We start from the raw sequence: 26,193 nt of genomic DNA on the forward strand, positions 1-26,193 counted from the left end.
TTTTTAAATCATTGTTAATTTCTGATTAACTTTTTATACTTAAGTCTTTTTGGCGTTAAATCTCCACCAAGACGTTTCTTTTTATTTTCTTCATATTCAGAGAAACCACCTTCGAAGTAATACACTTGTGAATCGCCTTCAAAAGCTAAAATGTGCGTACAAATTCTATCTAAAAACCATCTGTCGTGAGAGATAACTACGGCACAACCAGCAAAATTTTCAAGACCTTCTTCCAAAGCACGAAGTGTATTGATATCCAAATCATTAGTTGGCTCATCTAAAAGTAAAACATTACCTTCTTCTTTCAAAGTCATGGCTAAGTGCAAACGGTTTCTTTCTCCTCCAGAGAGTGCTGAAACTTTTTTGTTTTGCTCGCTTCCGCCAAAGTTAAATCGTGAAAGATAAGCTCTTGAATTTACTTGTCTTCCGCCCATCATTATTAATTCTTGACCATCGCAGAAATTTTCCCAAATAGATTTATTCGGATCAATATTAGAATGTGCTTGATCAACGTATGCAATTTTTACTGTTTCACCAATTGAGAAAATTCCTCCATCAGAAGTTTCTTCGCCCATAATCATTCTGAAAATAGTTGATTTTCCAGCTCCATTTGGCCCGATAATTCCAACAATTCCTGCTTGAGGCAATGTAAAATTTAAATCATCATATAATAATTTGTCGCCAAATGCTTTCGCAACTCCTTTAGCTTCAATAACATTTGTTCCTAAACGTGGACCATTTGGAATGTAGATTTCTAATTTTTCGTCTAATTCTTTTTGGTCTTCATTCAATAACTTATCATAATTTTGAAGACGTGCTTTTTGTTTGGTTTGTCTTCCTTTTGCTCCTTGACGAACCCAATCCAACTCGCGTTCCAGTGTCTTTCTACGTTTGGAAGCTGTTTTTTCTTCTTGTTCCATACGTTTCGATTTTTGATCCAACCAAGAAGAATAGTTTCCTTTCCATGGAATTCCTTCACCTCTATCAAGTTCAAGAATCCAACCAGCAACATTATCAAGGAAATACCTGTCGTGCGTAACTGCAATTACAGTTCCAGCATATTGCGCTAAATGTTGTTCTAACCAAAGAACTGATTCAGCATCCAAGTGATTCGTTGGCTCGTCCAATAATAAAACATCTGGTTGTTGCAATAATAAGCGACACAAAGCCACGCGACGACGTTCACCACCAGATAAATGTTTAATTGGCGTATCGCCTTCTGGAGTGCGCAAAGCATCCATTGCAATTTCTAGCTTGGTATCTAATTCCCAAGCACCAGAAGCATCGATTTTATCTTGTAAATCGGCTTGTCTGTCCATCAATTTTTGCATTTTATCTGCATCTTCATAAACTTCTGGCAAACCAAACATATCGTTGATTTTGTTGAACTCTTCTAGAATTGCAACTGTTTCAGCAACACCTTCTTTTACAATTTCTATAACCGTTTTGGAATCGTCTAATTGCGGCTCTTGTTCTAAATAACCTACAGTATAACCAGGTTGAAAGACCACATCTCCTTGATAGTTTTTATCAACTCCAGCAATGATTTTTAACAATGATGATTTTCCTGAACCATTAAGTCCTAGAATTCCAATTTTCGCTCCATAAAAGAAACTTAGATAGATGTTTTTCAATACTTGTTTGTCACTTCCTTGATAGGATTTGCTCAAACGTTGCATTGAGAAAATTACTTTTTTATCGTCTGACATTTTATATTTTATTAATCGTTAGTATATTATACTCTTCCCTTTAATGAACTAAAAACCCATGCATTTGCTAAAAAGCCTACTCCAACCGTTCCAAAACCCCAACCAGCAGTATCTGCATAGCGATAAATTCCCAATCCAATTAGTATTAATCCCATTACAATCATAATGAAAGTAGCCCAACCTAATACTGTATTTTTATTCATTGCCATAATCACTTTGTTTTAGATTTAAAGAATGCAAATATCGGGAAAAATTGTATTGTAAAACAAACTGTTTTTCTCCAAAAAAACCTTTACTTTTTTGACGATTTCTGCTATATTTTTTCATGATTAAAAAAAACAAAAACTCCCAAGCTTTTGCTTAGGAGTTTTATATTAATTATACATTTTCTTTCTCATTTCTTGAATTTTATCATCTTCAAGATATTCATCAAATGTCATGTATCTGTCAATAACCCCATTTGGTGTGATTTCTAGAACCCGATTGGCAACCGTTTGTGCAAATTCATGGTCATGAGTTGTAAACAAAACGGAACCTTTGAAGTTTTTCAATGAATTATTAAATGCCGTGATTGATTCCAAATCCAAGTGATTTGTCGGTTCGTCCAACATTAAAACATTAGCACGAATCATCATCATACGAGATAACATACAACGTACTTTTTCGCCTCCAGAAAGAACAGTACATTTTTTTAACGCTTCTTCTCCAGAGAAAATCATTTTCCCTAAAAATCCACGAACATAAACTTCGTCACGCTCTTCTTCGGTTTTTACAAATTGACGTAACCAATCTACTAAATTCAAACTTCCATCCGTAAAAAATGAACTGTTATCATTTGGTAAATACGATTGTGTTGTTGTGATTCCCCAGTCAAAAGTTCCTTCATCCGCTTTTTGATTTCCATTTAAGATTTCATAAAAAGCCGTTGTAGCACGAGAGTCTTTGGAAAAAACGACAACTTTATCACCTTTAGCCATGTTTAAATCTACATTCTTAAACAATACTTCACCATCAACAGATGCTGCAAGATTTTGAACATGAAGAATTTGATCGCCAGCTTCTCTTTCTACATCAAAAATAATTGCCGGATATCTTCTACTCGACGGTTTAATTTCGTCAAGATTTAATTTTTCAATCATTTTTTTACGAGAAGTCGCTTGTTTTGATTTTGCCACATTCGCACTAAAACGACGAATAAACTCTTCCAACTCAGCTTTTTTCTCTTCTGCTTTTTTGTTTTGTTGTGCTTTTTGGCGTGCCGCTAATTGACTAGATTCATACCAAAAAGTATAATTTCCAGAATAATGATTAATTTTAGAAAAATCAATATCTGAAATATGTGTACAAACTGAATCTAGAAAGTGTCTATCGTGAGAAACAACAATTACCGTATTTTCATAATTTGCTAAGAAATTTTCTAACCAAGTGATGGTTTCAAAATCCAAGTCATTCGTTGGCTCATCCATCACTAATACATCAGGATTTCCAAAAAGTGCTTGTGCTAAAAGAACACGAACTTTCATTTTTCCTTCCATTTCACTCATCAAAGTGTAATGCATATCAGCAGAAATACCTAAATTGGATAGCATAGCACCAGCATCTGACTCTGCATTCCAACCATTCATTTCTTCAAATTGTACTTGTAACTCACCTATTCTATCAGCGTTTTTATCATCATAATCTGCATAAAGCGCATCCATTTCAGACTTAACCGCAAACAAAACTTTGTTACCCATCATAACTGTTTCTAAAACCGTATGCTCGTCAAACATGTTGTGATTTTGATTTAAAACCGACATACGTTTACCTGGTTCAAGAATAACTCGTCCCGAAGTTGGATCAATATCACCAGCAAGAATTTTAAGAAATGTAGATTTACCTGCACCATTTGCACCAATAACTCCATAACAATTGCCTTGCGTAAAGGTTGTATTAACTTCGTCGAATAAAATTCTTTTACCAAATTGAACTGATAAATTAGAAACTGTAAGCATGAAATATATTTTATTAAATTTGGTGCAAAAGTAAACATTCGTTATTAGTTATTAATGATTTGTGATTAGTTTTTTTGGGATGAACAAACAGGTTTTCCACCAAATAACTTTAACTAATGATTAACAGAAAAATCCATTTGGAGTAAATACTTTTGTTTACAAGGTTTCGAAAAAAATGAGTACGCCCAATTCTATAAAATTTTTATTCTACACATTCTTCATCACACTAGCAATTACATCTTGTAAAAACAAATCTGGAGATGGTGAATATGTTGCCTATTTTGGTGGCGAAATTGTCAATCCAAACAATCCCTACGTATTATTTTGCAAGGACAATGAGGTTATTGATACCTTGAAGTTAGACAAAAAAAATCGATTTTTTATCAAGTTTGATTCTCTTGCTCCTGGCATGTATTCTTTTAGACATGAACCTGAATATCAATATGTTTATTTCGATAAAAATGATAGTTTGATGGTTCGAGTAAATTCAAGAGATTTTGATGAATCTGTTGTTTTTTGTGGTCGTGGTGATGAAAAAAATAATTTCTTAATGGAATTGTATTTGAAAAATGAAAAGGATAAAAACAATATGTTTGATCTTTTTGACTATAATTTAGAAAAATTCACAAAAAATATTGATTCAACTTATTTAGTTGCGGAAAGTTTTTATAAAAAAAATAAAGAGCTTATAAAATGGAGTGATGAATTTGATGTTTATGCGAAAGCATCGCTCAATATGCATCAATATTCCAAAAAAGAATTATATCCTATTGTTCATAAAATTAGAACTGGTAATGATGTTATTGAAAAATTACCAAAAGATTTTTACAATTACAGAAAATCCATTGATTTCAGTAATTCAGAGTTGTCGAGTTTTGCTCCTTATATGATGTATATTGGTCACATGCTCAACAATATGGGAACAATAAATTATCACAATCATTTTACGGAAGCTGATTTGGCATTGAAAACCAATATCAACAAAATGAGTATTGCTGATACTTTGATAAAAAACGAAAAAGTAAAAAATACTATATTAAACACAATTGCCTTCAGTTATTTATTAGAAGACCAAAACGTGGTTTACAACCAAGAGTTTTTAGTTAATTATCATAAATTTTCGACGGATAAAAGTCAGAAAAATGAAATCACAAAAATTGGAAATGCTATACAATCGTTGAAAGTAGGGAATTTTCTTCCGCAAATCAATTTAATAGATAATACAGGAAATACGGTTTCTTCTGAAAGTTTTGATAAAAAAAATACAATAATTTTCTTTTGGACATCGTCGGCTATATCGCATTTTGAAGCCGCACATAAAAAAGTAATTGCTTTTAAAAATAAATTTCCAAACTATAACTTCATAGCTGTAAATATCAATGACAGCGAGGAAAAATGGAAAAAAACATTAGTATCTTATAAATTCAATGGTATTAGAGAATTGCATTGTTCAGATTTTGAAGATTTAAAAGAAAAATGGGCTATTAACAAAATATACAGAACAATCATTCTTGATGAACAAGGAAAAATAAAAAATGCTTTTGCTAATATTTTCGACTCGCAATTTGAAGAAAGTTTAAAATAAAATTACTTACTTATAAAAACAAAAATGGCTTTCAAAATTGAAAGCCATTTTTGTTTTGAATTTATTGTATTATTGATTTCCTTTAGCATAATCAGCTAAAAACTGCGCTAATCCAATATCAGTTAAAGGATGTTTTAATAAACCTAAAATTGATGATAATGGTCCAGTCATAACATCAGCTCCAATTTTTGCGCAATTAACAACGTGCATAGTGTGACGAACAGATGCTGCTAAAATTTGAGTTTCATAACCATAATTGTCATAAATCTGGCGAATTTCTTCAATCAAAGCCAAACCATCCGTTGAAATATCATCCAAACGACCTATGAATGGAGAAACAAAAGTTGCTCCAGCTTTTGCAGCCAATATTGCTTGTCCTGCAGAAAAAACTAAAGTAACATTCGTTTTAATTCCTTTATCAGAGAAATATTTACATGCTTTTACTCCTTCTTTAGTCATAGGTAATTTTACCACTATTTGTTCGTGTAATTCTGCTAATTCTTCACCTTCTTTAATCATTCCATCATAGTCAGTTGCAATAACTTCAGCGCTTACTTCTCCATCAACAATATTACAAATGTCAACATAATGCTTTAAAATATTATTCTTTCCAGTGATTCCTTCTTTGGCCATTAATGAAGGGTTTGTAGTAACGCCATCCAATACACCTAGTGATTGTGCTTCTTTGATGTCATCTAAATTGGCCGTGTCAATAAAAAATTTCATAGTTTGTATTTATATATAAGTTGTGTTTACAATTTTGAGTGGTGCAAAATTACGAAATCAATTTCAATATCAATTACAATGTCAAGAATCAATTGTAAGAGTCAATTTCAATAGTAATAACAAATTCAAAATCAAACATTCCTATAGTTGATTTTGTTATTTTAATCCATAATGGTTCATAAGCATTTTTTCATAAATTCTATCAGGCAAAATTCTTTTTAAAACAATCGAAAATTTTTGCATAAACGCACCGATTTTATAATGAATTTTAGGGTTTTTATCATTGATAATCTGATAAATAGCCATTGCCATTTCATCTGGATTGCTTCCACTATCAACATGTTCATCCATTTGTTTTAGCGTATTTCCATAAGGTTTCTCATAAGCTGAACCTTTTACAACTGGTGCATGATATCTTCCAGAGGCAATATTTGTAGCAAAATCCCCAGGCGCAACATTAACTATGTCAACACCAAAGCTTTTTACTTCCATGCTAATAGATTCGGTAATAATTTCGAGAGCGCCTTTTGAAGCTGAATAAACTCCGCGATAAGGCAAACCAATATAGCCAGCAATGGACGTTATATTGATTATTAAACCTGAATTTTGTTCTCGCATTTGTGGCAAAACAGCTTTAATGACTTCAATTGGTCCAAAAAAATTAGTTTCGAAATTATTCTTTATTTCTTCTGTTGGAATTTCTTCAATTGGTCCTGTTATTCCAACACCAGCATTGTTTATCACTACATCAATTCGGTTAGAAATTGAAATGATTTTTTCAACTGCGTGTTTTACACTTTCCACATTGCGAACATCTAATGCTATTAGTGGAAAAACAGAATTCGTTATTTTTTCGGGATTTCTACTCGTTCCGTAAACTGTAAAACCTTTATGAAACAAAAACTCCCCAATTGCTTTTCCAATTCCAGATGAACCGCCAGTAATTAAAACTACTTTACTCATAGCACGAAGATAGAATTATTAACTTCTTTAAACAAAAAAATCTTCCTATTTGGAAGACTTAATTTTATAAAAAATGGCAAGCGACCTACATCGCACCGCTCAACCACATACCTTTGCTATGTTCCCATCCTGGAGGATTTTGCAGGAGCTGGTCGTGTAGGACTTGCCGATGCAAAGATACAATCTTTTTATTTTTTTGCAAGAATTTAAGAGCTTTATAAATATATTTGTGTGGATAAAATTATTTAGCACGAATGAAAAATTATAAACTATTAGTAACCATTTTATTAGCGTTAACTTTAGCTAATTGTGGTGATGACCCAAAAGACAGAGAAACCTATTTTAGCTTCAATGAAAACGTTTTGAAGTCGAAATATAATTCAACCGAAAAGATAAATTTGGAACTTTTAAACTCCAAAAATAAAACAATTGACAGCATTATTTACTTCTCTAATAATGAAAAGATAACTTCTGCAAAAGGAAATGGAAAAGCTACAATTGATTTAAAAGGCAAAAAACTAGGCTATCAAAACCTAAGAGCATTGGTTTATTTTGAAGGTGACACCATTTCTACTACAACTCGTGTGGAATTAGTAGCTGATATTGCTCCAAAATTATTAAAATATACTATAGTAAATACTTATCCACACGACTCTAATGCATTTACGCAAGGATATGAATTTTATAACGATACTTTAATTGAAAGTACGGGACAAAACGGAAAATCATATGTAGCAAAAACCGATTTCAAAACTGGAAAAACTTATAAAAAATTAGATTTAGACCAACAATATTTCGGTGAAGGAATAACGGTTCTTAATGACAAAATCTACCAACTAACATGGCAAAATGCGGAAGGATTTATTTATGAAGCAAAATCAATGAAAAAAATCAAGTCTTTTGCTTATGATAAAAAAATTGAAGGTTGGGGTTTGACCAATGATGGAAAATATCTTTATCAATCGGACGGAACGGAGAAAATTTGGCGAATGGATCCAGAAACTCAAAAACTAATTGACTACATTAATGTTTACACGAATGAAAGCAAAATAAAAAGTGTTAACGAAATCGAGTGGATAGAAGGAAAAATCTATGGCAATATTTGGTTTAAAGATGCAATTGCTGTAATAAATCCTGAAAACGGTACAGTAGAAGCTGTTCTTGATTTATCAGGTTTAAGAGCGAAAGTAACCAATGCAGATGCCGAAAAGGTTCTTAACGGAATTGCCTACAACCCAAAAACAAAAACAATATTTGTTACTGGAAAAAATTGGGATAAAGCATTTGAGATTAAGGTTAGTGAGTAATCTATATTTTGTCATTCCGAGGAACGAGGAATCGCATCCAAATATTATGAGATTCCTCGTTCCTCGGAATGACAAAGTTTGTTTTTAAAGTTGGTGAAAAAGTTAGCTTTACTTCTTTTTCTTCACATCAACAAATTCTTGTTTTGCAACATCATACGTCCATTTATTTTCCTGATTTTTACTTTTCTGAGTAACCGAACCGTCAGGATTTAAAACAAATTCAAAACCTTCTCTTCTCACCTTTTCCTGTGTTTCGGAAGCTGTTTTATTTCGGTCTAAGAAAACTTTTTCAACTATATTCGTAGTTTTTTGATAGTTTGAAAACACTTGTTTTTTATTAGGGATTTCATAAATCACCGAATAAATCGTCGTTATGTCTTCTGTTTTTATTTCAGTTTTACTATTAATTTTTTCTGTCCATTGCAATAAATATAATTTTGTTCCATTGGCAGTAAATCCAGAAAGTTTAATATCTGTTGGTTTTACATCGCCAACTAATTCTTTTATGGTGATAGCGTCAGCTGCTTTTCCTTTTTCGGCAATGGTTAATTGAAATGCATTTCCTTTGATTTCGGCAGTCAAATTATCCACTTTAGCTGTAGAAGATGTAGTAGCGGTTTTGGTTGATTTTAAAGGTGTTTTTTTCTTTTGTGCAAAACCTGTAGTTGTTGATAATGCAATGGCTAAAAGAATTAGTAGTCGTTTCATAAATGGTTTTTATTTTAATAGATTGCCAATATACAAAATTATCTTTTCGACTATTGTTAAAATAAAAAAACCGAGCTATTGCTAACTCGGTTTTAAAACTAATCAATTTAAAAAACTAATTAGGTTGTGATTTTACAGCTAAATTATATATAACCAAACCAAAACCTATCTTGTTTATTGCATCAGCAATATTATAAGCTACATCAACACTACCAGAACCTAATAGACTTGTGTACCAACCATCAGTTCCTAACATGTAACCTAATGGATAAATTGCCCATCCAACTAATACGAACCAACACAAAATCTTGTGCGCTGCTAAAACGTTTCCACCAGCTGATTTTGCTAACTTCGAAGCTGGTCCAACCCAGATGTCCAAAACAATAATAAAGTAAGCGACACCAGAAATAAAACCCCATAATGCTGCGCTTTCAGGAAATACAGCTTCGCCCAAATATCCTGTTACTAACATCACTACAGATAAGAAAATCATTCTCCAAAGTAGATTTGTTTTTGCACCAGCAACTTTTAAGATTAAATAGAATTCCAAACACATCAATGGCACTGTTAAAATCCAATCCACATACCTAAAAAATGTTGGTGATTCTTGAAATGCTGCCCAATAATCTCTCATGTAATAATAATGAACAGCTGCAATGAAAGTAATTAAACCTGAAACAAGAACCGACGTACGCCATTTCTTATCAAATTGGCTTAACGATAAAAAGAAAAAAGCGGAAGCAGCCATCATAGCCATACATCCGACAAAAAAAGTAAACCCTACATAATCTGTAGGCAACAATTTTGAAATTGCTGATTGAATTAGCATTAAATTTGTCATGGTAAAAATTTTTAATAAGTTAATTTGTTTAATTAATATGTTATAAAGTTAAACAAAAAATCATTTTGTTTAATTATATTTGGAATTATTTAAACAAAAACAAAAGTTAAAATAAAGTGAAAAATCATTCGATATCAATAATAACAAGCTTTCTTGGACTTTGGTTAACTTCTTTTTTACAAGAAGAAAATCAAATTATAGTAGGAATTATACTTATTTTAACTTTCGGCATTGTGCATGGCGCAAACGATATCGCTATAATAAATAAAATAAATACTGACAATAAAACATTAAATAGTTCAAAAATGATATTCAATTATGTTTTGACAGTAATAATTTCTGCTATATTATTTTTCTACATTCCATTAATCACTTTGATTTTATTTATTACAGCAAGTGGATATCATTTCGGCGAGCAACATTGGAGTAGTATGATTTCAAATGAGACTTCAAAAATCAAAAGTGCTTTTCAATTAACTTATGGTTTGTTTGTTTTGTTGCTTCTGTTTTATTTCAACTCAACAGAAGTAATCATCATAGTTGAATCAATAACATCACATAAATTAAATTCTAATGTAATAGAGTATGCATTTTATGTTTTATTAGTTTTATTAGCTCTAAATTGGATTTACTTGTATGCAAATGATAAAATCTTCAAATCAAATGCCATAGCTGAACTTCTGTATTTGATTGTTCTTTCAATTCTCTTCAAAGTATCAAGTTTAATTTGGGGTTTTGCTATATATTTTATCGTTTGGCATAGTGTACCATCATTAGTAGATCAAATAAAATTTCTTTATGGCGGATTTACAATGAAAAAACTACTTCGATATATAAAAACAGCTCTTTTATATTGGATAATTTCGCTCGTTAGTTTGGCCATTTTTTACTCATTGTTTCATTCCACAAAACTTTTTGAAGCTCTTTTATTTTCATTTTTAGCAGCAGTAACTTTTCCTCATACTATTGTTATTTTGAATATGTTTAAAATAAAAAAAGCCGAGTAACTAATTACTCGGCTTTTCAATATGATACAAAAAGTATTACTTCACTTCTTCAAACTCTACGTCTTGCGTATTATCGCCTTGAGCATCAGCTTGTGGTTGTGCTTCTTGTGGTTGTCCTTGTTCTCCTTGAGCATACATCGCAGTAGCAACTTTCCAAGCAGCGTTTACATTGTCAAGACCTTTTTGAATTGCTTCTAAATCTTGATTTTGGTGCGCCATTCTCAATTCAGTTAAAGCGGATTCGATACCTACTTTATGATCATCAGATAATTTATCGCCTAATTCTTTTAACTGACTTTCTGTTTGGAAAATCATACTGTCAGCTTCGTTTAATTTATCTGCTTTTTCTTTTGCTAATCTGTCGCTTTCAGCATTCATTTCGGCATCTTTCTTCATTCTTTCGATTTCTTCTGGAGTAAGACCTGAAGAAGCTTCAATACGAATATCATGTGATTTTCCTGTTCCTTTATCTGTAGCAGAAACTTTGATGATACCATTAGCATCAATATCAAAAGTTACTTCAATTTGGGGAACACCTCTTGGTGCTGGTGGAATTCCATCTAAGTGGAAACGACCGATGGTTTTATTGTCTGCAGCCATTGTTCTTTCACCTTGAATAACGTGGATTTCCACACTTGGTTGATTGTCAGCAGCTGTAGAGAATACTTGAGATTTTTTTGTTGGAATGGTTGTGTTAGACTCAATTAATTTTGTCATTACATTACCCATAGTTTCAATTCCTAATGATAAAGGTGTAACGTCAAGTAACAATACATCTTTTACATCACCAGTTAAAACTCCACCTTGAATTGCAGCTCCAATGGCAACAACTTCATCAGGGTTTACACCTTTTGATGGTTTTTTTCCAAAGAATTTTTCAACTTGTTCTTGAATAACTGGGATTCTTGTAGAACCTCCAACCAAGATTACTTCGTCAATATCAGAAACAGATAAACCTGCATCTTTCAACGCTTTAGCAACTGGATCCATAGAACGTTTTACTAAAGTTTCAGCTAATTGCTCAAATTTAGCACGAGTTAATGTTTTAACTAAGTGTTTTGGACCTGTGGCTGTTGCAGTAACGTATGGTAAGTTAATTTCTGTTTGAGTTGAAGATGACAATTCAATTTTAGCTTTTTCAGCAGCTTCTTTCAAACGTTGTAAAGCCATTGGATCTTTTCTCAAATCAATTCCTTCTTCAGAATTAAATTCGTTTGCCATCCAATCGATGATTACTTGGTCAAAATCGTCTCCACCTAAGTGAGTATCTCCATTTGTAGATAATACTTCAAAAACTCCGTCTCCTAATTCAAGAACAGAAATATCAAAAGTTCCACCACCTAAATCGTAAACTGCAATTTTTTGGTCAATTCCTTTTTTATCCAATCCGTAAGCTAATGCCGCAGCAGTTGGCTCATTGATGATACGCATTACTTTTAAACCTGCAATTTCACCAGCTTCTTTAGTAGCTTGACGTTGCGCATCGTTAAAGTAAGCAGGAACAGTAATAACTGCTTCAGTAACTGTTTGACCTAAATAGTCTTCTGCAGTTTTTTTCATTTTTTGAAGTGTCATTGCTGACAATTCTTGTGGTGTGTAAAGTCTTCCGTCGATATCAACACGTGGAGTATCGTTATCTCCTTTTACTACTTTATAAGCAACAGTCGATGCTTCTTTAGCACTTTCTGAGTATTTATTACCCATAAAACGTTTGATAGACGCTATGGTCTTAGTAGGATTTGTTACAGCTTGTCTTTTTGCTGGATCACCTACTTTAATTTCGCCACCTTCTACAAATGCAATTACAGACGGTGTAGTTCTCTTTCCTTCTGCATTAGCAATTACAACTGGTTCTCCACCTTCCATAACTGACACACAAGAATTCGTTGTACCTAAATCGATACCAATAATTTTTCCCATTGTTATATTAAATTAATTCTGTTTATTATTTTTAAACTTGAATTGCATAAGTCAACTTTTATGCCAAGCAGTATGAAAACATAAATTGTCAGTTTTCAATAAAAAAATATGACAAGATGACACTTAGTTTATCTTTTTAGTTGAAACATATTCAAATCCAATGACAATAATGAATGCTAAGAAGTAAATTAATAGATCATGATTGGAGAAAGATGTTCCAATTACAGTTCTTGCCAACGTATTGTTTTGCAAACCAAATAACTTTATGACGTTGAGAAACTGAGCAAATTCTATTAAAAAAGCAAAAATCAAAACAATTACTGCAATTATATATTTGTTAGATTTTATAAAACCCATTAAAAAACAATATAGCAACAAAACAACTAAAAAATCGCCAAAATAGGGACGAATAAAATCATCATGAACATACAATGCAATCAGAACTTCAATAACAAAAAGAAGTAAAAAAGATAAAAAATAATTTCTATTGAAACACCATTTAAACATCTACCGATTTTCTTTTGAAAAGTATCTTTTCGTTAAAAATAACAATTGAAAGTAAAATCAAAATATAAGAAACTATTTGTGTTGCATGGATGTGTTCTTTAAAATATAAAACGGCTAATATGAAATGGATTAATGGATTGGTGTACATTAATATCCCAACAGCGGACGAGTTCATCCCTTTTAATGCATATAAATTTAAGAATAAAGGAATGATAGTAAAAACTACAACTATAATTAGCAACAAAATATAAAACAATGATGCCGTTGGAACATCGCCACTATATTTTGGAAAAAAAGGAATAATTACTATGGATGCAATAATCATCTGAACAGTTAACACATTAAAACGATCGAACAAACTATTCTTTCGTTGGCTAATTAAATAAAATGCAAATGATAAAGCGATAGTTACACTATAAATTAAATCCAATAAATGACCATAAGACAATATGAAACAACTGATTACACATAATAAAACAGAAAGCCATTGCCATTTAGATAATTTTTCTTTTAATATAAAAAAAGCTAAAATTGTGGTCAGAATTGGGCAAATCATATAAGCAAATGATGCCGACTGCAAACTAACATGGTTTATGGCGTAAATAAATAAAAACCAATTTAAAATCAACAGAAAACCACCAACTATAGTTAGAAAAAACGCTTTTTTACGTTGAGATTTAGTCAAGCTTTTAATAAACTGAATGTCGTTTGAAACAACTTTTTTTCTTAAAAATAGAGAAATAAAAAGCATTAAAACCGTTGCTAAAAATACCCGATAAAACAAAATATCCAACGAAGGATAATCGTGCAAAGGTTTCAACGCCAAACTGAAAAATCCCCAAATGATGAAAGCCGAAAACGCCGAGAGATAATATTTATTGATTTGCACAGAGTAATTTTTGATGCAAATGTAAAGAATAGAAATTATGTGTTTAGATAAATATTTGCCAAAAAAAATCCCAACCGTTAAGCTGGGATTGAATTTTTAATCATTCATCGAAATCAGAAACTCGTCGTTGTTTCGTGTTTTCTTAATTTTATCATTTATAGTATCCATTGCTTCAACCGGATTCATATCGGCTAAGAATTTACGCAAAATCCACATTCTTTGTAGTGTTTTTTCGTCAAGAAGTAAATCATCACGACGTGTACTTGAAGACGTTAAATCAATAGCAGGGAAAATTCTACGGTTGGCAATTTTTCTATCCAATTGCAACTCCATGTTTCCTGTTCCTTTAAATTCTTCGAAAATTACTTCGTCCATTTTAGAACCTGTTTCGGTTAAAGCTGTGGCAATGATGCTCAACGAACCACCATTTTCTACATTACGCGCAGCACCGAAAAATCGTTTTGGTTTTTGTAATGCATTGGCATCAACACCACCCGAGAGTACTTTTCCAGAAGCTGGTTGAACCGTATTGTAAGCTCTTGCTAAACGTGTAATGGAATCTAAAAGAATAACCACATCATGTCCGCATTCTACTAATCTTTTTGCTTTCTCGAGAACGATATTGGCTATTTTTACGTGTTCCATTGGTTCACGGTCAAAAGTTGAAGCAATAACTTCACCTCTAACGCTTCGTTGCATATCTGTAACTTCCTCTGGACGTTCGTCAATTAGTAAAACGATTAGATATACTTCAGGATGATTGGCAGCAATGGCATTTGCAATGTCTTTTAACAACATGGTTTTACCCGTTTTTGGCTGCGCAACAATCATTCCCCTTTGACCTTTTCCAATTGGTGAAAATAAATCGATTACGCGTGTAGAAACACTAGCTTGTTTATCGGCAATATTGAATTTTTCTTTTGGGAAAATTGGTGTCAAATGTTCAAATGAAACTCTATCGCGAACCACTTGTGGATCATGTCCATTGATTTTTAAAACTCTAACTAGTGGAAAGAATTTTTCTCCTTCTTTTGGTGGACGAACAACTCCTTTAACTGTATCACCTGTTTTTAATCCAAACAAACGAATTTGCGAGGTTGACAAATAAATATCGTCTGGCGAAGCTAAATAATTGTAATCCGATGAGCGTAAAAAACCATAACCATCAGGCATCATTTCAAGGACACCTTCACTTTCTATAATTCCATCAAATTCATAATCTGAATCTCGGAAATTATTTTGCTTTTTACCTTTAAAATTTGGATTGTTATTATTGGCGTTGTGGTTTCCGTTGCCATTTTGATGTTTTGGTCTTGGTTCACGGTTACCGTCTTTGTTTTGATTTGGATTAGCTTCCGGTTGCTTCGTTGCTTCGCTATCGTTTGAAGTTTCAACTGTAGATTTTTCAGTAGCTTCTTCAATAGGTTTTGCTTCTTGGGAAATAGTTTCGGCTACATTGTTTTTTTCTGTAGCCCTATTTTTTTTGTCAAAAAGTGGTTTTTTGAACTTAGGATTTTTATTTTGAATAGCTGGTTTTGTTTCTTCTAGTACTGTTTCATTTGAAGTTGGCTTTACTTCTTCTGCATCATTTGAAGAAGTATCGAATAAATCATTTTGAGTTTTTTGAACCGATACTTTGGGTTCGGGCAAAATCCTAGCTCTTTTGGTTTTATTTTCAACAACTTTTGCTTCTTTGGGTTTTACCGTTTCAGTTTCAGTTGTTTTGTTCTGATGTTCTAAAATTTGGGTAATAAGTGTGTCTTTTTTGGCACCAGCAACTTTTATTGTTTTTGCTAATTTAGCAATTTCTTGAAGCTCAGCAAGCTTCATTTCTTTTAGGGCAGAAATATCAAACATGTATATAAAATGTGATTTTTAATTTGAATTAAAAAATTAAAAAAATTGTGTAGAAAAATTTTAATTGAATAGTCCGAAGGATGAAGTACTTACGGAAATGTTATGCAATAATACAAATAATATTTTATCATGCAATAGTATTTTTTAAAAAGAAACTTTATTTTTGTGCATCAAATTTGAACAATGTTTAGACCACAAACTTATTTTTTAATAGTTTCATTACTGATAACTGGCGTGTTACCTTTTGTTTTTCCACTTTGGAAAGATAATGCTGGTACACCATTTTATTTTATGATGGACATTGTTTATAGTGCTTTGTTTGGATTAAGTACAACTTTATCGCTTTTGAGCATATTATCACACAAAAAAAGACAACAACAATTTGTCATGGGCAGATTGAATATGATATTGAATTTAATTTTATTAGGATTATTTGTGTATCGAACACTAAACGCATCTGGAGAAACAGCTATTTCTGAGAAAGGTGTTGGGATATTCTTACCTATTATTTCTATCGTATTTTTGGTTTTGGCAAACAAAGCCATCAAAAAGGACGAAGATCTCGTAAAATCTGTGGATCGATTACGATAAACCTATAAACTTAGTTTTTTAGTGCTGCGAAAATCCCGAACGAAAGTTTGGGATTTTTTTGTTGAAAGCCACTCCAGCTTTCCATTACAAGTTTTTCTAAAGTAATCTGTTTTTCTAAAATTTTTAAAAGAGCTTCTGTTGGTCGCTTTTTAAAAATAAGAAAAACTAAATTATTTTTAGAAAAAGCTTTCCATTGCAATCTGGGCTATTGCAGCAATTTTCAATAAACTAAACATTGAGCACTGATAACTGAAAACTGAAAACTGAGCACTAAAAACTACTTCTTACCTATTTCAACAATCTCCAAATTCTGGATTTTATCGCCATCAATTTCAAATCGAAGCATCGTTCGCACTTGGTGAAAACCATAAATGCCACAAGCTCCGGGATTCATGTGAAGTAAATTCAAGGTTTTATCAAACTGTACTTTTAAAATATGTGAATGTCCGCAGATAAAAAGTTTTGGCGGATTTTGCTGAATTTCAGCACGAATAGCTTGGTTGTATTTTCCAGGATAACCGCCAATATGTGTAATCCAAACATCAACTCCTTCACAAAAAAAACGATTGTTCAAAGGGAATTCCATTCGGGCTTTGTCATCATCAATATTGCCATAAACAGCACGAAGTGGTTTTAGCCTTTTTATTGTATCCGTTACTACCAAATCGCCAATATCGCCAGCATGCCAAACTTCGTCCGCTTGATTCACATACTTTAAAATAGTATCATCAATATGATTGTGCGTATCGGAAAGCAAGAGGATCTTTTTCATATCACAAAAGTAGGTTAATAATTGAATTTTGAAATTGTCATTGCTGGTGAATTTTGTAAATTTGTAACTTCAAAAAATTAAAATCGGATTTGAGATATTTTATCGAGTTAGCTTATAAAGGAACAAATTATCATGGTTGGCAAATTCAACCTGATGCAAAATCCGTACAAGAAACACTCAACAAAGCGTTATCTATACTTTTAAAATCTGAAATTGATATTCTTGGCGCAGGACGAACAGATGCTGGCGTTCATGCCAAACAGATGTTTGCGCATTTTGACTTTGATAGTGACTTTGACAAAGAAAAATTAGTTCACAAACTCAATTCGTTTTTACCCAAAGATATTGCTGTTTTCAAAATTCATGCTGTTCATCCTGAAGCACATGCTCGATTTGATGCTACAAAAAGAACTTACGAATATCAAATTCATACTAAAAAAAATGCTTTTGAAGCCGATGATAGTTGGCAATATGGTTTGCCATTGCGTACAGATTTAATGAATGATGCTTGTAAAATTCTTTTTGAATATACTGATTTTGAATGTTTTTCAAAAACCAATTCTGATGTAAATACTTTTAATTGTAGTATTCAAGAAGCTTTCTGGCAACAATCGGAAGATAAATTACTTTTCACGATTTCCGCCGATAGGTTTTTAAGAAATATGGTTCGAGCCATTGTTGGAACTATGATAAATATTGGTCTAGAAAAAGTATCTTTGGATGATTTTAGAAAAATTATTGAAAGTAAAGACAGAAGTCAAGCTGGTTTTTCAGTTCCAGCACATGGTTTATATTTAACAAAAATTGAATATCCTTATATAAAATAAATGAAAGCCAAAGCATTTGATGTAAACCTTTTTAAGAAGATTTTACGCTATACTAAACCTTATAAAAACAGGTATTATGGTGTGATTGTTTTTGCAATCTTATTATCCATTTTTGCGGCACTTCGTCCTTATTTACTTCAAATAACAGTTGATACTTATATAAAATCCGCTAGCAAATCGGGATTATTGCTTTATGTTACCATTATGGGATTGGCATTAATTCTGGAAGTTTTGTCGCAATTTTACTTTGTGTATTGGGCAAACTGGCTTGGACAAGATATCATCAAAGATATTCGAAAGAAACTTTTCAAACACATGTTGAGTTTTAGAATGAAATATTTTGACAACGCACCTGTTGGTCAACTCGTTACTCGTTCTGTTTCTGATATCGAACAAATTGCTCGCATATTTAGTCAAGGATTATTCATGATTATAAGTGATTTGATGAAAATGCTCGTTTGTTTACTCATTATGTTTTATATGAATTGGCAACTTTCGATGATAGTTGTTCTTGCGATGCCTGTTTTGGTATATTTCACTCGAATTTTTCAGAAAAAAATGCAAGTAGCTTTTGAAGAAGTAAGAACGCAAGTGGCTAACATGAATACTTTTGTTCAAGAAAGAGTAACAGGAATGAAGATTGTACAATTGTTCAATAGAGAACAAATTGAATATGAAAACTTTAAAGAAATAAATCAAAAACATAATAAAGCTTGGATAAAAACCATTCTTTACAACTCCATTTTCTTTCCAATTGCTGATATTATTTCATCCATAACCTTGGGAATTGTTGTTTTATATGGTGGTTTTCAAATTATTGATGGAAATCCATTTACAACAGTTGGTCAAATGATTTCCTATACTATGTTTATTGGAATGTTGTTCAATCCGTTACGTCAAATTGCGGATAAATTCAACGAAATGCAAATGGGAATGATTGCTGCCAATCGTGTTTTTGACATTCTTGATAGTACGGCAGACGTTCAAACTGATGGTGAAAAAACAATTAGCCATTTTGAAGGAAATATTCGTTTTGAAAACGTTCGATTTAGTTATGTTGACAATCAAGAAGTGCTTAAAGGAATTAATCTTAGTGTAAATGCTGGAGAAACCATAGCTATTGTTGGTTCAACTGGCGCGGGAAAATCAACTATTATTAATCTTTTGAACCGATTTTACGAAATTAATTCTGGTGCAATTTATATTGACAATCAAAATATTAACGACTTTAAATTAGAGAATTTACGAACTCAAATAGCAATTGTTTTGCAAGATGTTTTTCTTTTTGCTGACACTATTCACAATAATATTACACTTAATAATCCTGCAATTTCAAGAGATGAAGTCATTGCTGCTGCAAAAAAAATTGGCGTTCATAAATTTATCAAAAGTTTGCCCGATGGATATGATTATGATGTAAAAGAACGTGGCGTAATGTTATCTTCAGGACAACGTCAATTGATTGCATTTCTTCGTGCTTATGTCAGTAATCCAAGTATCTTAATTTTGGACGAAGCAACATCATCTATTGACACTTACAGCGAAGAATTAATTCAAAAAGCTACAGAAACTATCACAAAAGGTAGAACATCAATTGTTATTGCACATCGATTGGCAACGATTGTTAATGCGGACAAGATCATAGTGATGGACAAAGGAATGATTGTAGAGGAAGGTTCACACCAAGAATTAGTAATTAAAGAAGATGGATATTATAAAAATCTATATGATTCGCAGTTTGCTGTGGAAAAATTAGAATAGCGCAGAAATTAAAATGGTATACAATTTAGCCCCGATTGAAGTGGTATCGTTTTTTAGAACGATAAAAACGAAAAGCGGGAAAACGGATTGCAAAATTTCCCAAGCGATTCGCTCCAAAAAATAAACAATTTTGATACTTTATTAAAAGAGAATAAATCCTTAAATTCGCAATCTCAACTAATTTAAAAAATTTTATACAATGACACGAGCGTAAGCGACTGCATTTTTTACAAATTAAAATAAACAAACGAAAAATGAAATACGATATTATAGTTTTAGGAAGTGGTCCAGGCGGATATGTTACAGCTATTCGTGCATCACAATTGGGCTTTAAAGTAGCCGTAATAGAAAAAGAAAGCCTAGGCGGAATTTGCCTTAATTGGGGTTGTATTCCAACAAAAGCACTTTTAAAATCAGCTCAAGTATTTGATTACCTAAAACATGCTTCCGATTATGGATTAACCATTAAAGAATTTGACAAAGACTTTTCTGCTGTTGTAAAACGTTCACGTGATGTTGCCGATGGCATGAGCAAAGGCGTTCAATTCTTAATGAAGAAAAATAAAATCGATGTTATTGATGGTTTTGGTAAAATAAAATCAGGCAAAAAAGTTGATGTTACTGCTGCTGACGGAAAAGTTACTGAATATTCTGCAGACCACATCATAATTGCTACTGGCGCACGTTCAAGAGAATTACCAAATCTTCCTCAAGATGGTGTAAAAGTTATTGGATACAGACAAGCAATGACTTTACCTACTCAACCAAAGAAAATGATTGTAGTTGGTTCTGGTGCAATTGGAGTTGAATTTGCACATTTCTATAATTCAATGGGAACTGATGTGACTATTGTTGAATTTATGCCAAATATTGTTCCCGTTGAAGACGAAGATATTTCGAAACAAATGGAACGTTCTATGAAAAAAGCAGGTGTAAACATCATGACAAATGCTTCTGTAGAACGCATTGATACTACTGGAAATGGAGTAAAAGCTTATGTGAAAACAGCAAAAGGTGAAGAAGTTCTTGAAGCTGATATTTTACTTTCGGCTGTTGGAATTAAAACAAATATCGAAAATATTGGTCTTGAAGAAGTTGGAATTGCAACAGATAGAGACAAAATTTTAGTAAACGCGTACAACCAAACTAATGTTCCAGGATATTACGCTATTGGTGATGTAACTCCAGGTCAAGCTTTGGCTCACGTTGCTTCAGCAGAAGGAATTAATTGTGTTGAAAAAATTGCAGGTTTACATGTAGAACCAATTGATTATGGAAATGTTCCAGGTTGTACTTATGCAACTCCAGAAATTGCTTCTGTTGGTTTAACAGAAAAACAAGCTAAAGAAAAAGGATACGAATTGAAAATTGGTAAATTCCCATTCTCAGCTTCTGGAAAAGCAAAAGCTTCTGGTGCTGCAGATGGATTTGTAAAAGTAATTTTCGATGCAAAATATGGCGAATGGTTGGGTTGTCACATGATTGGTGCTGGCGTGACTGATATGATTGCTGAAGCAGTTGTAGCAAGAAAACTAGAAACTACAGGACACGAAATTCTAAAAGCAATTCATCCACACCCAACTATGAGTGAAGCGGTTATGGAAGCTGTAGCTGCTGCTTATGATGAAGTAATACATTTATAAGTACGAAGTTAGAAATATGAAGTACGAAATGATAAAAAAATCCGTCTTGTTAAAAAACAAGACGGATTTTTTGTTTTTTTTAAATACCTAAAAAACTTTAGATATTTAATCCTTTAACTAATTTATATTCAGAAGAGTTGATTCCGTATTGGGATTGTACATAATCTTTTATACGTTGTGCTTTTTCTGATAGAGTTTTAAAAGCAGCTAGGCGTTGGTCTTGTTTTGGAGTTAAGATACCAAATGCTTCTGTAACATCATCGTTGCTTTTTTGTGCTAAAATTTTTAAATCAATTAGTTTGTCTAGTTTAATGGAGTCGTTGACTGGATTATAAACTAACTCTAATGCTTCTATATCATTAATTAGGTTTTGAAAATTGAGAAGAATACTTCCGTAAGATTGTTGAGAAACGCTGTGTGTTTCTTCGTCAACTTTTGCTTGACTTTTTAGCTTTACTCCTCTTATTTTTGCAACAAGTGATTTTGTTGTTAAATAGTTTGAGGAAGTTTTACCGAATTTAGCTCTAAAAAATGCATTAACAGGTGTTATTATCTTTTTGATTGATAATGGCGACTTTGTATAAATTTCTCTTCTTTGTGCTACTACTTGTCGGTAGTTGAATAATGCTGTAGCCACTTGAGGATTAAGGTTTTCAGCTACTTCGATTGATTGTTGTAAATCATCGATGCTAAATTCTCCTGTTTCAGGCTGGTAATTTGTAAAGCCACTAATTAGTGTTTTTAACTTTTTGGCTTTTTCAATTCTTGATCCAAAGGATCTTTCTGATTTGCTAAACATGATTTTGTATTTTAAATATTAGATATTTTATCGAATACAAGTCGTATGCCATTTTTAGTACAATTTATATTTTTAACAGAAATTTGTGTTTTTAGAAATTTATGTGTTTGTATTTCACCAATAATTTGGATTAGTTAAACTCTATATTCATTGACTTGTTTATTGATTGCATTTACCTATTCAAGGTTTACACTAGCCTGTTCAAGGTTTTTGTTTATCTATTCAAGGTTTTTGTTTAGGCGTTTAATTCATTCAATCGATTGTTCAAGGTTTGTTTGAGGTTTAACAATGATTACTTAAATATGAAAAATAAAATTCCCCGATTTGTTATGTCGGGGAATTTGATGTTTACTTTTTAATTATTGTTTTTATAACTGTTGAATTGTCTTCGAACGTGGCTTGAACAATGTATAAGCCATCTCTTTCACTGGAGATATTGATATCTATTGCTTTTTTTGGCTCGTAGTTTTGTTCAAAAATTATTTTAGCCGTGTTTATATCACTTATTTTGATATTTTTAATTTTTTGTTCGCTTTGGCTTTCAACTATAAAAACTCCTGAGTTTGGATTAGGATATATTAAAACTAATTCTTCTTCTGTTTTTTTAGTCTCCGTTTCTTGATTTGAATTAGCCATCCTGCTTTGTGCTCCTTGATTTACATATTCAATATCAGGACATGGATCTTGGATTTTTAAGTGAACTTTACTACCTGCTTTGAAATGCGCATTTGAAATTACTTTTATTTGTTTGCTTGCATTAGCGATTACGTCTGCGTTTACATCAGCAATATAGTTAGTACCTAAAGTTATGTTGTTTTTTATTAAATAACTTTTCGAAGTAGTGTCTGTTTGACTTTGAATTTGTTTGTCGTATTCAAGGTTTGGACAGGTGAATTCGACAACAAAAACACTTAAATCAGGTAATGAATGGTGCACAGGATGAGTAAAGTCTATATTTAAAGTTCCGGTTGGAGCTTCAATTGCTGTTAATGTCATAGGAAATGAAATTACATTATTTTGAATTGTTCCTGTAATTTCAGTTCCAAAATAATTTTCAGCATCTTTAATCTTGTAGTATTTATTATTAGGAATACTATAGCCATAAGAGGAAAAATCAACATTAATGGTACTATTTAAATCCGAACGTGGATTAAATATTGTAACATAAAAAACATTGGGATTGTATTTATTTTGTTTAACAAAATTTTTTTGAGTTGATTCAGTTGCAGCCAGAGTATAAAGAATTTCAGGTATGACTTCAATGTTCCAACATCCAAGTCTAGTTGAATTTAATTCGTCATTATAAATAGATTTAAATTGAGGTAATTTATATCGTAAACCAGGAGTCACATTTGGGATTGGACTAATTATATTATACATGTTTTCAGCATGAAAATCAGTATAGTATTTATTATAATCAAAATCCCAATTTTTATTTAAGTAATCTGTAGGATTGATGAATGTTTGAAGTCTTTTGCCAAAATAAAAATTTTCCCTAAATGTTAAATTTGTATTGGATAGTAATGCTGCAATTCCCGCTGTACCCTTAAAAATGTTATTGTTTTTAATAGTAACTCCTGTAGAATTTCCAACATATATACCTGAGACATGCGAATGATATGAATTTATATAAAAAACGTTTCTTTTAATTTCAACATCATGTGGATGGTTTACATTTGTAGTATCGTAAGAAAAAACAAGCATATTAGCTGTGTCATCTCTTTGTGGACCACCATTATTTATAAGGACATTATCATAAACATCAAAGTTTTTTAAATAATCTACTGTTGCACCAGGATTTTCTGCCGAAGACCAAATACCAATTCCTGAGTCGTAATTATTAATAAGTATATTATTTTCTAATCTTCTTCTCTTAAAAAGATCAATATTTTGAGCATAAATTCCAAGACCCTTTCCCTCAATTTTGGGTGAACCATTACAGTTTTCATATAATCTTTGTATGTATCCGTTGTTATAAATTAAACAACCATAAATTTCAGTATCTGCGGATGCTTTCCAAGAACCAATACCAGAACCAGGTAAATTTCGTATAACTAAATTGGAATATTTGTTAACAGTTTCAGCAAAATGATTGATACCCACTACTTGTTTGAAAGAATTACTACATAAAGGTGGATTAGCACTATGTGCTACAAGTAAACGATCAAAATCACCTAAAAATGTAATTTCAAAATTATCATAGTGAATATATCCACTCTCCACATATAATACTGTATTATTATATGTACTTGAATTTTCTGCACTCACACTGTAAGTAGATAATTCTTCTTCAATAGTTGGTGGAATATAGTTTGGATCATTTTCTTGATTGTAAGGTGGACTGGGTGGTAATCGATTATTGTTAACGTTACCATTTAAAATAGCCCATTCACCAGGATATGATGCTATTCTAATATAATCTGTTTCAGTTCCAGAAAGATTTGAGTTACTAAGGTAACGACCTTTATAAACACCACCATGCAACCAAACTGTATCTCCAGGTTGGATAACTCCGCCAGGATTATTCAAGGCATGTTGTAATGCCCAAGCTGTTTCAAATGATGTTCCATCTCCTGCGGTGCTAGTTTCGTTTTCTATTTGACTTGGATAGGGCTTTACATGCCATTCTCTGTATTGTGCTAAGGCTATATTAGCCCATAACAATGCTGTATAAAAAAGTATTTTTTTCATCAGTTGTTATTTTTTAGCAATTAAATCTTTTACTAGTTGTTTTAGCTCTTCGATTTCTTGAGTTTGTTTTTCGTTAACTTTATTTTGCTCAATTATGTATAGCGTTAATTCTTCAATTTTTTCTTGTTGAATTTTAGCCATTTCACCTAGTTCTATTCCTTCTTCTTTTACTTGTTTTGCTGATGGAACATTAGGTAAGTGACCATTGTCATTGATAAATTGTTCTACTTCTTTTAATGATTTAAGTTTATAGTCTTTTAAGAATACATAATCTGCCCATGTTGTACTCACTCGAACTTCTTCAGCTAATATTCCTCCTTTTACAAAAAGCTTATAATTAGATACATCAACTCCGCCTGAAGTTGTTGGAAAGACAGTAAAATCTCCAATTCCAACTCTACCATTATCTTCAGCAGAAATAGACATGATATAATTAAATGGGCTTGGTTCTCCAATAATTTGAGTAGCAAAAACATCTCCTTGTAAAAAAAGTAAACTATTGCCATTTAATCCAACTTTTCTAGTTCCTGCTAAGTTCCTAGAGTCTTTATAAAAATCATATGGTCTGTTCATTTTAACATTACCTGATTGATCTACATATAGAAAACTATCTCTTAAATCTAATTGATTTAAAGAACCTAACAAGTTTTTAAATTTTAAACCAGATGTATTTGATACACCACTTGCCAGTTCTAACTTAGCTGTAGGAGCATTTGTTCCAATGCCGACATTTCCTTCAATAATGGCACCATTTGTAGGCGAAGCTGTAGTGCCAGAATAATTAACTCCTATTGAAACACCTCCTTCAACATCTAATTTTGATTTAGGCGTATTAGTTCCGATACCCACATTAGTATTAGTTGTAGGGCTATTAGATAAAACATTAGTTGCACCACCTGTACTGGTATTAATTTGTGCATTCCCATTTGATAAAAAAATTAAAAAAAGGATTAAAAAAGATTTAGTTTTCATAAAATAAGTTATTAATTGTTAATTTCTTAAATTTAATAAATTTATTAAATGAAAATTGTATTGTTAATAATTTAATTTTTGACAAAATTTTAGACAAAAAAAAAGCCGAAACAAATGTTTCGGC

22 protein-coding genes and 1 other RNA gene are annotated in these 26,193 nt (G+C 31.9%); 7 read left to right on the forward strand and 16 right to left on the reverse strand.

What is annotated here, in order from left to right; translation table 11 throughout:
* Positions 1-14: 14 nt before the first annotated feature.
* The 3 genes from ettA to BC748_RS00310 all read right to left on the reverse strand — a co-directional run bounded on the left by ettA (position 15) and on the right by BC748_RS00310 (position 3,703).
* Positions 15-1,709 carry an energy-dependent translational throttle protein EttA gene (gene ettA, locus BC748_RS00300; RefSeq protein ID WP_133531463.1) on the reverse strand — a complete coding sequence of 565 codons (1,695 nt, stop codon included), beginning with the start codon at positions 1,707-1,709 and terminating at the stop codon, positions 15-17.
* Between the two features lie 26 nt (positions 1,710-1,735).
* Complete coding sequence (locus BC748_RS00305; RefSeq protein ID WP_133531464.1) at positions 1,736-1,918, reverse strand: CAL67264 family membrane protein; 183 nt, start codon at positions 1,916-1,918, stop codon at positions 1,736-1,738.
* A 165-nt stretch (positions 1,919-2,083) separates the two neighbouring features.
* Positions 2,084-3,703 carry an ABC-F family ATP-binding cassette domain-containing protein gene (locus BC748_RS00310; RefSeq protein ID WP_133531465.1) on the reverse strand — a complete coding sequence of 540 codons (1,620 nt, stop codon included), beginning with the start codon at positions 3,701-3,703 and terminating at the stop codon, positions 2,084-2,086.
* 175 nt (positions 3,704-3,878) lie between these two features.
* On the opposite strand from BC748_RS00310, the gene BC748_RS00315 reads away from it, so the two are divergent.
* Positions 3,879-5,288: a TlpA family protein disulfide reductase gene (locus tag BC748_RS00315; RefSeq protein WP_133531466.1), complete on the forward strand. Its 1,410-nt coding sequence runs from the start codon at positions 3,879-3,881 to the stop codon at positions 5,286-5,288.
* A gap of 69 nt (positions 5,289-5,357) precedes the next feature.
* On the opposite strand, the gene fsa is transcribed toward BC748_RS00315, so the two are convergent.
* The 3 genes from fsa to ffs form a co-directional block, all read right to left on the reverse strand.
* Positions 5,358-6,014 carry a fructose-6-phosphate aldolase gene (gene fsa / locus BC748_RS00320; protein ID WP_133531467.1) on the reverse strand — a complete coding sequence of 219 codons (657 nt, stop codon included), beginning with the start codon at positions 6,012-6,014 and terminating at the stop codon, positions 5,358-5,360.
* A 156-nt stretch (positions 6,015-6,170) separates the two neighbouring features.
* Positions 6,171-6,977 carry an SDR family oxidoreductase gene (locus BC748_RS00325; protein WP_133531468.1) on the reverse strand — a complete coding sequence of 269 codons (807 nt, stop codon included), beginning with the start codon at positions 6,975-6,977 and terminating at the stop codon, positions 6,171-6,173.
* Between the two features lie 71 nt (positions 6,978-7,048).
* Positions 7,049-7,146: signal recognition particle sRNA small type (ffs, locus tag BC748_RS00330), an RNA gene on the reverse strand.
* A gap of 85 nt (positions 7,147-7,231) precedes the next feature.
* Here ffs and BC748_RS00335 point away from each other — a divergent pair.
* The gene (locus BC748_RS00335) at positions 7,232-8,284 is read left to right on the forward strand and encodes a glutaminyl-peptide cyclotransferase (protein ID WP_133531469.1); all 1,053 of its coding nucleotides are present in this window, start codon (positions 7,232-7,234) and stop codon (positions 8,282-8,284) included.
* Between the two features lie 108 nt (positions 8,285-8,392).
* On the opposite strand, the gene BC748_RS00340 is transcribed toward BC748_RS00335, so the two are convergent.
* Together BC748_RS00340 and BC748_RS00345 are read right to left on the reverse strand one after the other, a co-directional pair.
* On the reverse strand, positions 8,393-8,992 hold the full coding sequence (locus BC748_RS00340; RefSeq protein ID WP_133531470.1) for a hypothetical protein: 600 nt from the start codon (positions 8,990-8,992) through the stop codon (positions 8,393-8,395).
* A gap of 115 nt (positions 8,993-9,107) precedes the next feature.
* Positions 9,108-9,833 (reverse strand): bacteriorhodopsin-like, encoded by a 726-nt coding sequence (locus BC748_RS00345; RefSeq protein ID WP_133531471.1) that lies wholly within the window; start codon positions 9,831-9,833, stop codon positions 9,108-9,110.
* 116 nt (positions 9,834-9,949) lie between these two features.
* Between BC748_RS00345 and BC748_RS00350 the strand changes: the two genes are divergently transcribed.
* Positions 9,950-10,840: a Brp/Blh family beta-carotene 15,15'-dioxygenase gene (locus BC748_RS00350; protein ID WP_133531472.1), complete on the forward strand. Its 891-nt coding sequence runs from the start codon at positions 9,950-9,952 to the stop codon at positions 10,838-10,840.
* A 36-nt stretch (positions 10,841-10,876) separates the two neighbouring features.
* Here BC748_RS00350 and dnaK read toward each other — a convergent pair whose 3' ends face one another.
* From dnaK to rho, 4 genes are all read right to left on the reverse strand, one after another.
* The gene (gene dnaK / locus BC748_RS00355) at positions 10,877-12,760 is read right to left on the reverse strand and encodes a molecular chaperone DnaK (RefSeq protein WP_133531473.1); all 1,884 of its coding nucleotides are present in this window, start codon (positions 12,758-12,760) and stop codon (positions 10,877-10,879) included.
* A 123-nt stretch (positions 12,761-12,883) separates the two neighbouring features.
* Positions 12,884-13,267: a ribosomal maturation YjgA family protein gene (locus tag BC748_RS00360; protein ID WP_133531474.1), complete on the reverse strand. Its 384-nt coding sequence runs from the start codon at positions 13,265-13,267 to the stop codon at positions 12,884-12,886.
* Positions 13,260-14,156, reverse strand: coding sequence for an EamA family transporter (locus tag BC748_RS00365; protein ID WP_133531475.1), 897 nt, complete (start codon positions 14,154-14,156; stop codon positions 13,260-13,262). The genes BC748_RS00360 and BC748_RS00365 overlap by 8 nt, the downstream gene beginning before the upstream one ends.
* A 96-nt stretch (positions 14,157-14,252) precedes the next feature.
* The gene (gene rho, locus BC748_RS00370; protein ID WP_133531476.1) at positions 14,253-16,013 is read right to left on the reverse strand and encodes a transcription termination factor Rho; all 1,761 of its coding nucleotides are present in this window, start codon (positions 16,011-16,013) and stop codon (positions 14,253-14,255) included.
* A gap of 183 nt (positions 16,014-16,196) precedes the next feature.
* Between rho and BC748_RS00375 the strand changes: the two genes are divergently transcribed.
* Positions 16,197-16,604, forward strand: a complete 408-nt coding sequence (locus tag BC748_RS00375) for a DUF4293 family protein (protein WP_133531477.1) — start codon at positions 16,197-16,199, stop codon at positions 16,602-16,604.
* A 277-nt stretch (positions 16,605-16,881) separates the two neighbouring features.
* Here BC748_RS00375 and BC748_RS00380 read toward each other — a convergent pair whose 3' ends face one another.
* Positions 16,882-17,376, reverse strand: a complete 495-nt coding sequence (locus tag BC748_RS00380) for a metallophosphoesterase family protein (protein WP_133531478.1) — start codon at positions 17,374-17,376, stop codon at positions 16,882-16,884.
* Positions 17,377-17,465: 89 nt separating this feature from the next.
* Here BC748_RS00380 and truA point away from each other — a divergent pair, with 89 nt between their 5' ends.
* The 3 genes from truA to lpdA all read left to right on the forward strand — a co-directional run bounded on the left by truA (position 17,466) and on the right by lpdA (position 21,607).
* Complete coding sequence (truA, locus tag BC748_RS00385) at positions 17,466-18,203, forward strand: tRNA pseudouridine(38-40) synthase TruA (RefSeq protein WP_133531479.1); 738 nt, start codon at positions 17,466-17,468, stop codon at positions 18,201-18,203.
* Positions 18,204-19,964: an ABC transporter ATP-binding protein gene (locus tag BC748_RS00390; protein WP_133531480.1), complete on the forward strand. Its 1,761-nt coding sequence runs from the start codon at positions 18,204-18,206 to the stop codon at positions 19,962-19,964.
* Between the two features lie 254 nt (positions 19,965-20,218).
* A complete protein-coding gene (lpdA, locus tag BC748_RS00395) occupies positions 20,219-21,607 on the forward strand; it encodes a dihydrolipoyl dehydrogenase (RefSeq protein WP_133531481.1) in 1,389 nt (462 codons plus the stop codon).
* Between the two features lie 97 nt (positions 21,608-21,704).
* On the opposite strand, the gene BC748_RS00400 is transcribed toward lpdA, so the two are convergent.
* The 3 genes from BC748_RS00400 to BC748_RS00410 all read right to left on the reverse strand — a co-directional run bounded on the left by BC748_RS00400 (position 21,705) and on the right by BC748_RS00410 (position 26,069).
* Positions 21,705-22,406, reverse strand: a complete 702-nt coding sequence (locus tag BC748_RS00400; RefSeq protein WP_133531482.1) for a hypothetical protein — start codon at positions 22,404-22,406, stop codon at positions 21,705-21,707.
* Between the two features lie 348 nt (positions 22,407-22,754).
* Complete coding sequence (locus tag BC748_RS00405) at positions 22,755-25,097, reverse strand: T9SS type A sorting domain-containing protein (RefSeq protein ID WP_133531483.1); 2,343 nt, start codon at positions 25,095-25,097, stop codon at positions 22,755-22,757.
* A gap of 6 nt (positions 25,098-25,103) precedes the next feature.
* Positions 25,104-26,069 carry a hypothetical protein gene (locus tag BC748_RS00410; RefSeq protein ID WP_133531484.1) on the reverse strand — a complete coding sequence of 322 codons (966 nt, stop codon included), beginning with the start codon at positions 26,067-26,069 and terminating at the stop codon, positions 25,104-25,106.
* Positions 26,070-26,193: the final 124 nt, after the last annotated feature.

Source organism: Flavobacterium dankookense (genome assembly GCF_004362665.1).
GTDB classification, from domain to species: domain Bacteria; phylum Bacteroidota; class Bacteroidia; order Flavobacteriales; family Flavobacteriaceae; genus Flavobacterium; species Flavobacterium dankookense.

Bases quoted from the DNA above. Each gene is read 5' to 3' on its own strand.
- ettA (WP_133531463.1), bottom strand. From the start codon at position 1,709: ATGTCAGACGATAAAAAAGTAATTTTCTCAATGCAACGTTTGAGCAAA.
- BC748_RS00305 (WP_133531464.1), bottom strand. From the start codon at position 1,918: ATGGCAATGAATAAAAATACAGTATTAGGTTGGGCTACTTTCATTATG.
- BC748_RS00310 (WP_133531465.1), bottom strand. From the start codon at position 3,703: ATGCTTACAGTTTCTAATTTATCAGTTCAATTTGGTAAAAGAATTTTA.
- BC748_RS00315 (WP_133531466.1), top strand. From the start codon at position 3,879: ATGAGTACGCCCAATTCTATAAAATTTTTATTCTACACATTCTTCATC.
- fsa (WP_133531467.1), bottom strand. From the start codon at position 6,014: ATGAAATTTTTTATTGACACGGCCAATTTAGATGACATCAAAGAAGCA.
- BC748_RS00325 (WP_133531468.1), bottom strand. From the start codon at position 6,977: ATGAGTAAAGTAGTTTTAATTACTGGCGGTTCATCTGGAATTGGAAAA.
- BC748_RS00335 (WP_133531469.1), top strand. From the start codon at position 7,232: ATGAAAAATTATAAACTATTAGTAACCATTTTATTAGCGTTAACTTTA.
- BC748_RS00340 (WP_133531470.1), bottom strand. From the start codon at position 8,992: ATGAAACGACTACTAATTCTTTTAGCCATTGCATTATCAACAACTACA.
- BC748_RS00345 (WP_133531471.1), bottom strand. From the start codon at position 9,833: ATGACAAATTTAATGCTAATTCAATCAGCAATTTCAAAATTGTTGCCT.
- dnaK (WP_133531473.1), bottom strand. From the start codon at position 12,760: ATGGGAAAAATTATTGGTATCGATTTAGGTACAACGAATTCTTGTGTG.
- BC748_RS00360 (WP_133531474.1), bottom strand. From the start codon at position 13,267: ATGTTTAAATGGTGTTTCAATAGAAATTATTTTTTATCTTTTTTACTT.
- rho (WP_133531476.1), bottom strand. From the start codon at position 16,013: ATGTTTGATATTTCTGCCCTAAAAGAAATGAAGCTTGCTGAGCTTCAA.
- BC748_RS00375 (WP_133531477.1), top strand. From the start codon at position 16,197: ATGTTTAGACCACAAACTTATTTTTTAATAGTTTCATTACTGATAACT.
- BC748_RS00380 (WP_133531478.1), bottom strand. From the start codon at position 17,376: ATGAAAAAGATCCTCTTGCTTTCCGATACGCACAATCATATTGATGAT.
- BC748_RS00390 (WP_133531480.1), top strand. From the start codon at position 18,204: ATGAAAGCCAAAGCATTTGATGTAAACCTTTTTAAGAAGATTTTACGC.
- lpdA (WP_133531481.1), top strand. From the start codon at position 20,219: ATGAAATACGATATTATAGTTTTAGGAAGTGGTCCAGGCGGATATGTT.
- BC748_RS00400 (WP_133531482.1), bottom strand. From the start codon at position 22,406: ATGTTTAGCAAATCAGAAAGATCCTTTGGATCAAGAATTGAAAAAGCC.
- BC748_RS00405 (WP_133531483.1), bottom strand. From the start codon at position 25,097: ATGAAAAAAATACTTTTTTATACAGCATTGTTATGGGCTAATATAGCC.
- BC748_RS00410 (WP_133531484.1), bottom strand. From the start codon at position 26,069: ATGAAAACTAAATCTTTTTTAATCCTTTTTTTAATTTTTTTATCAAAT.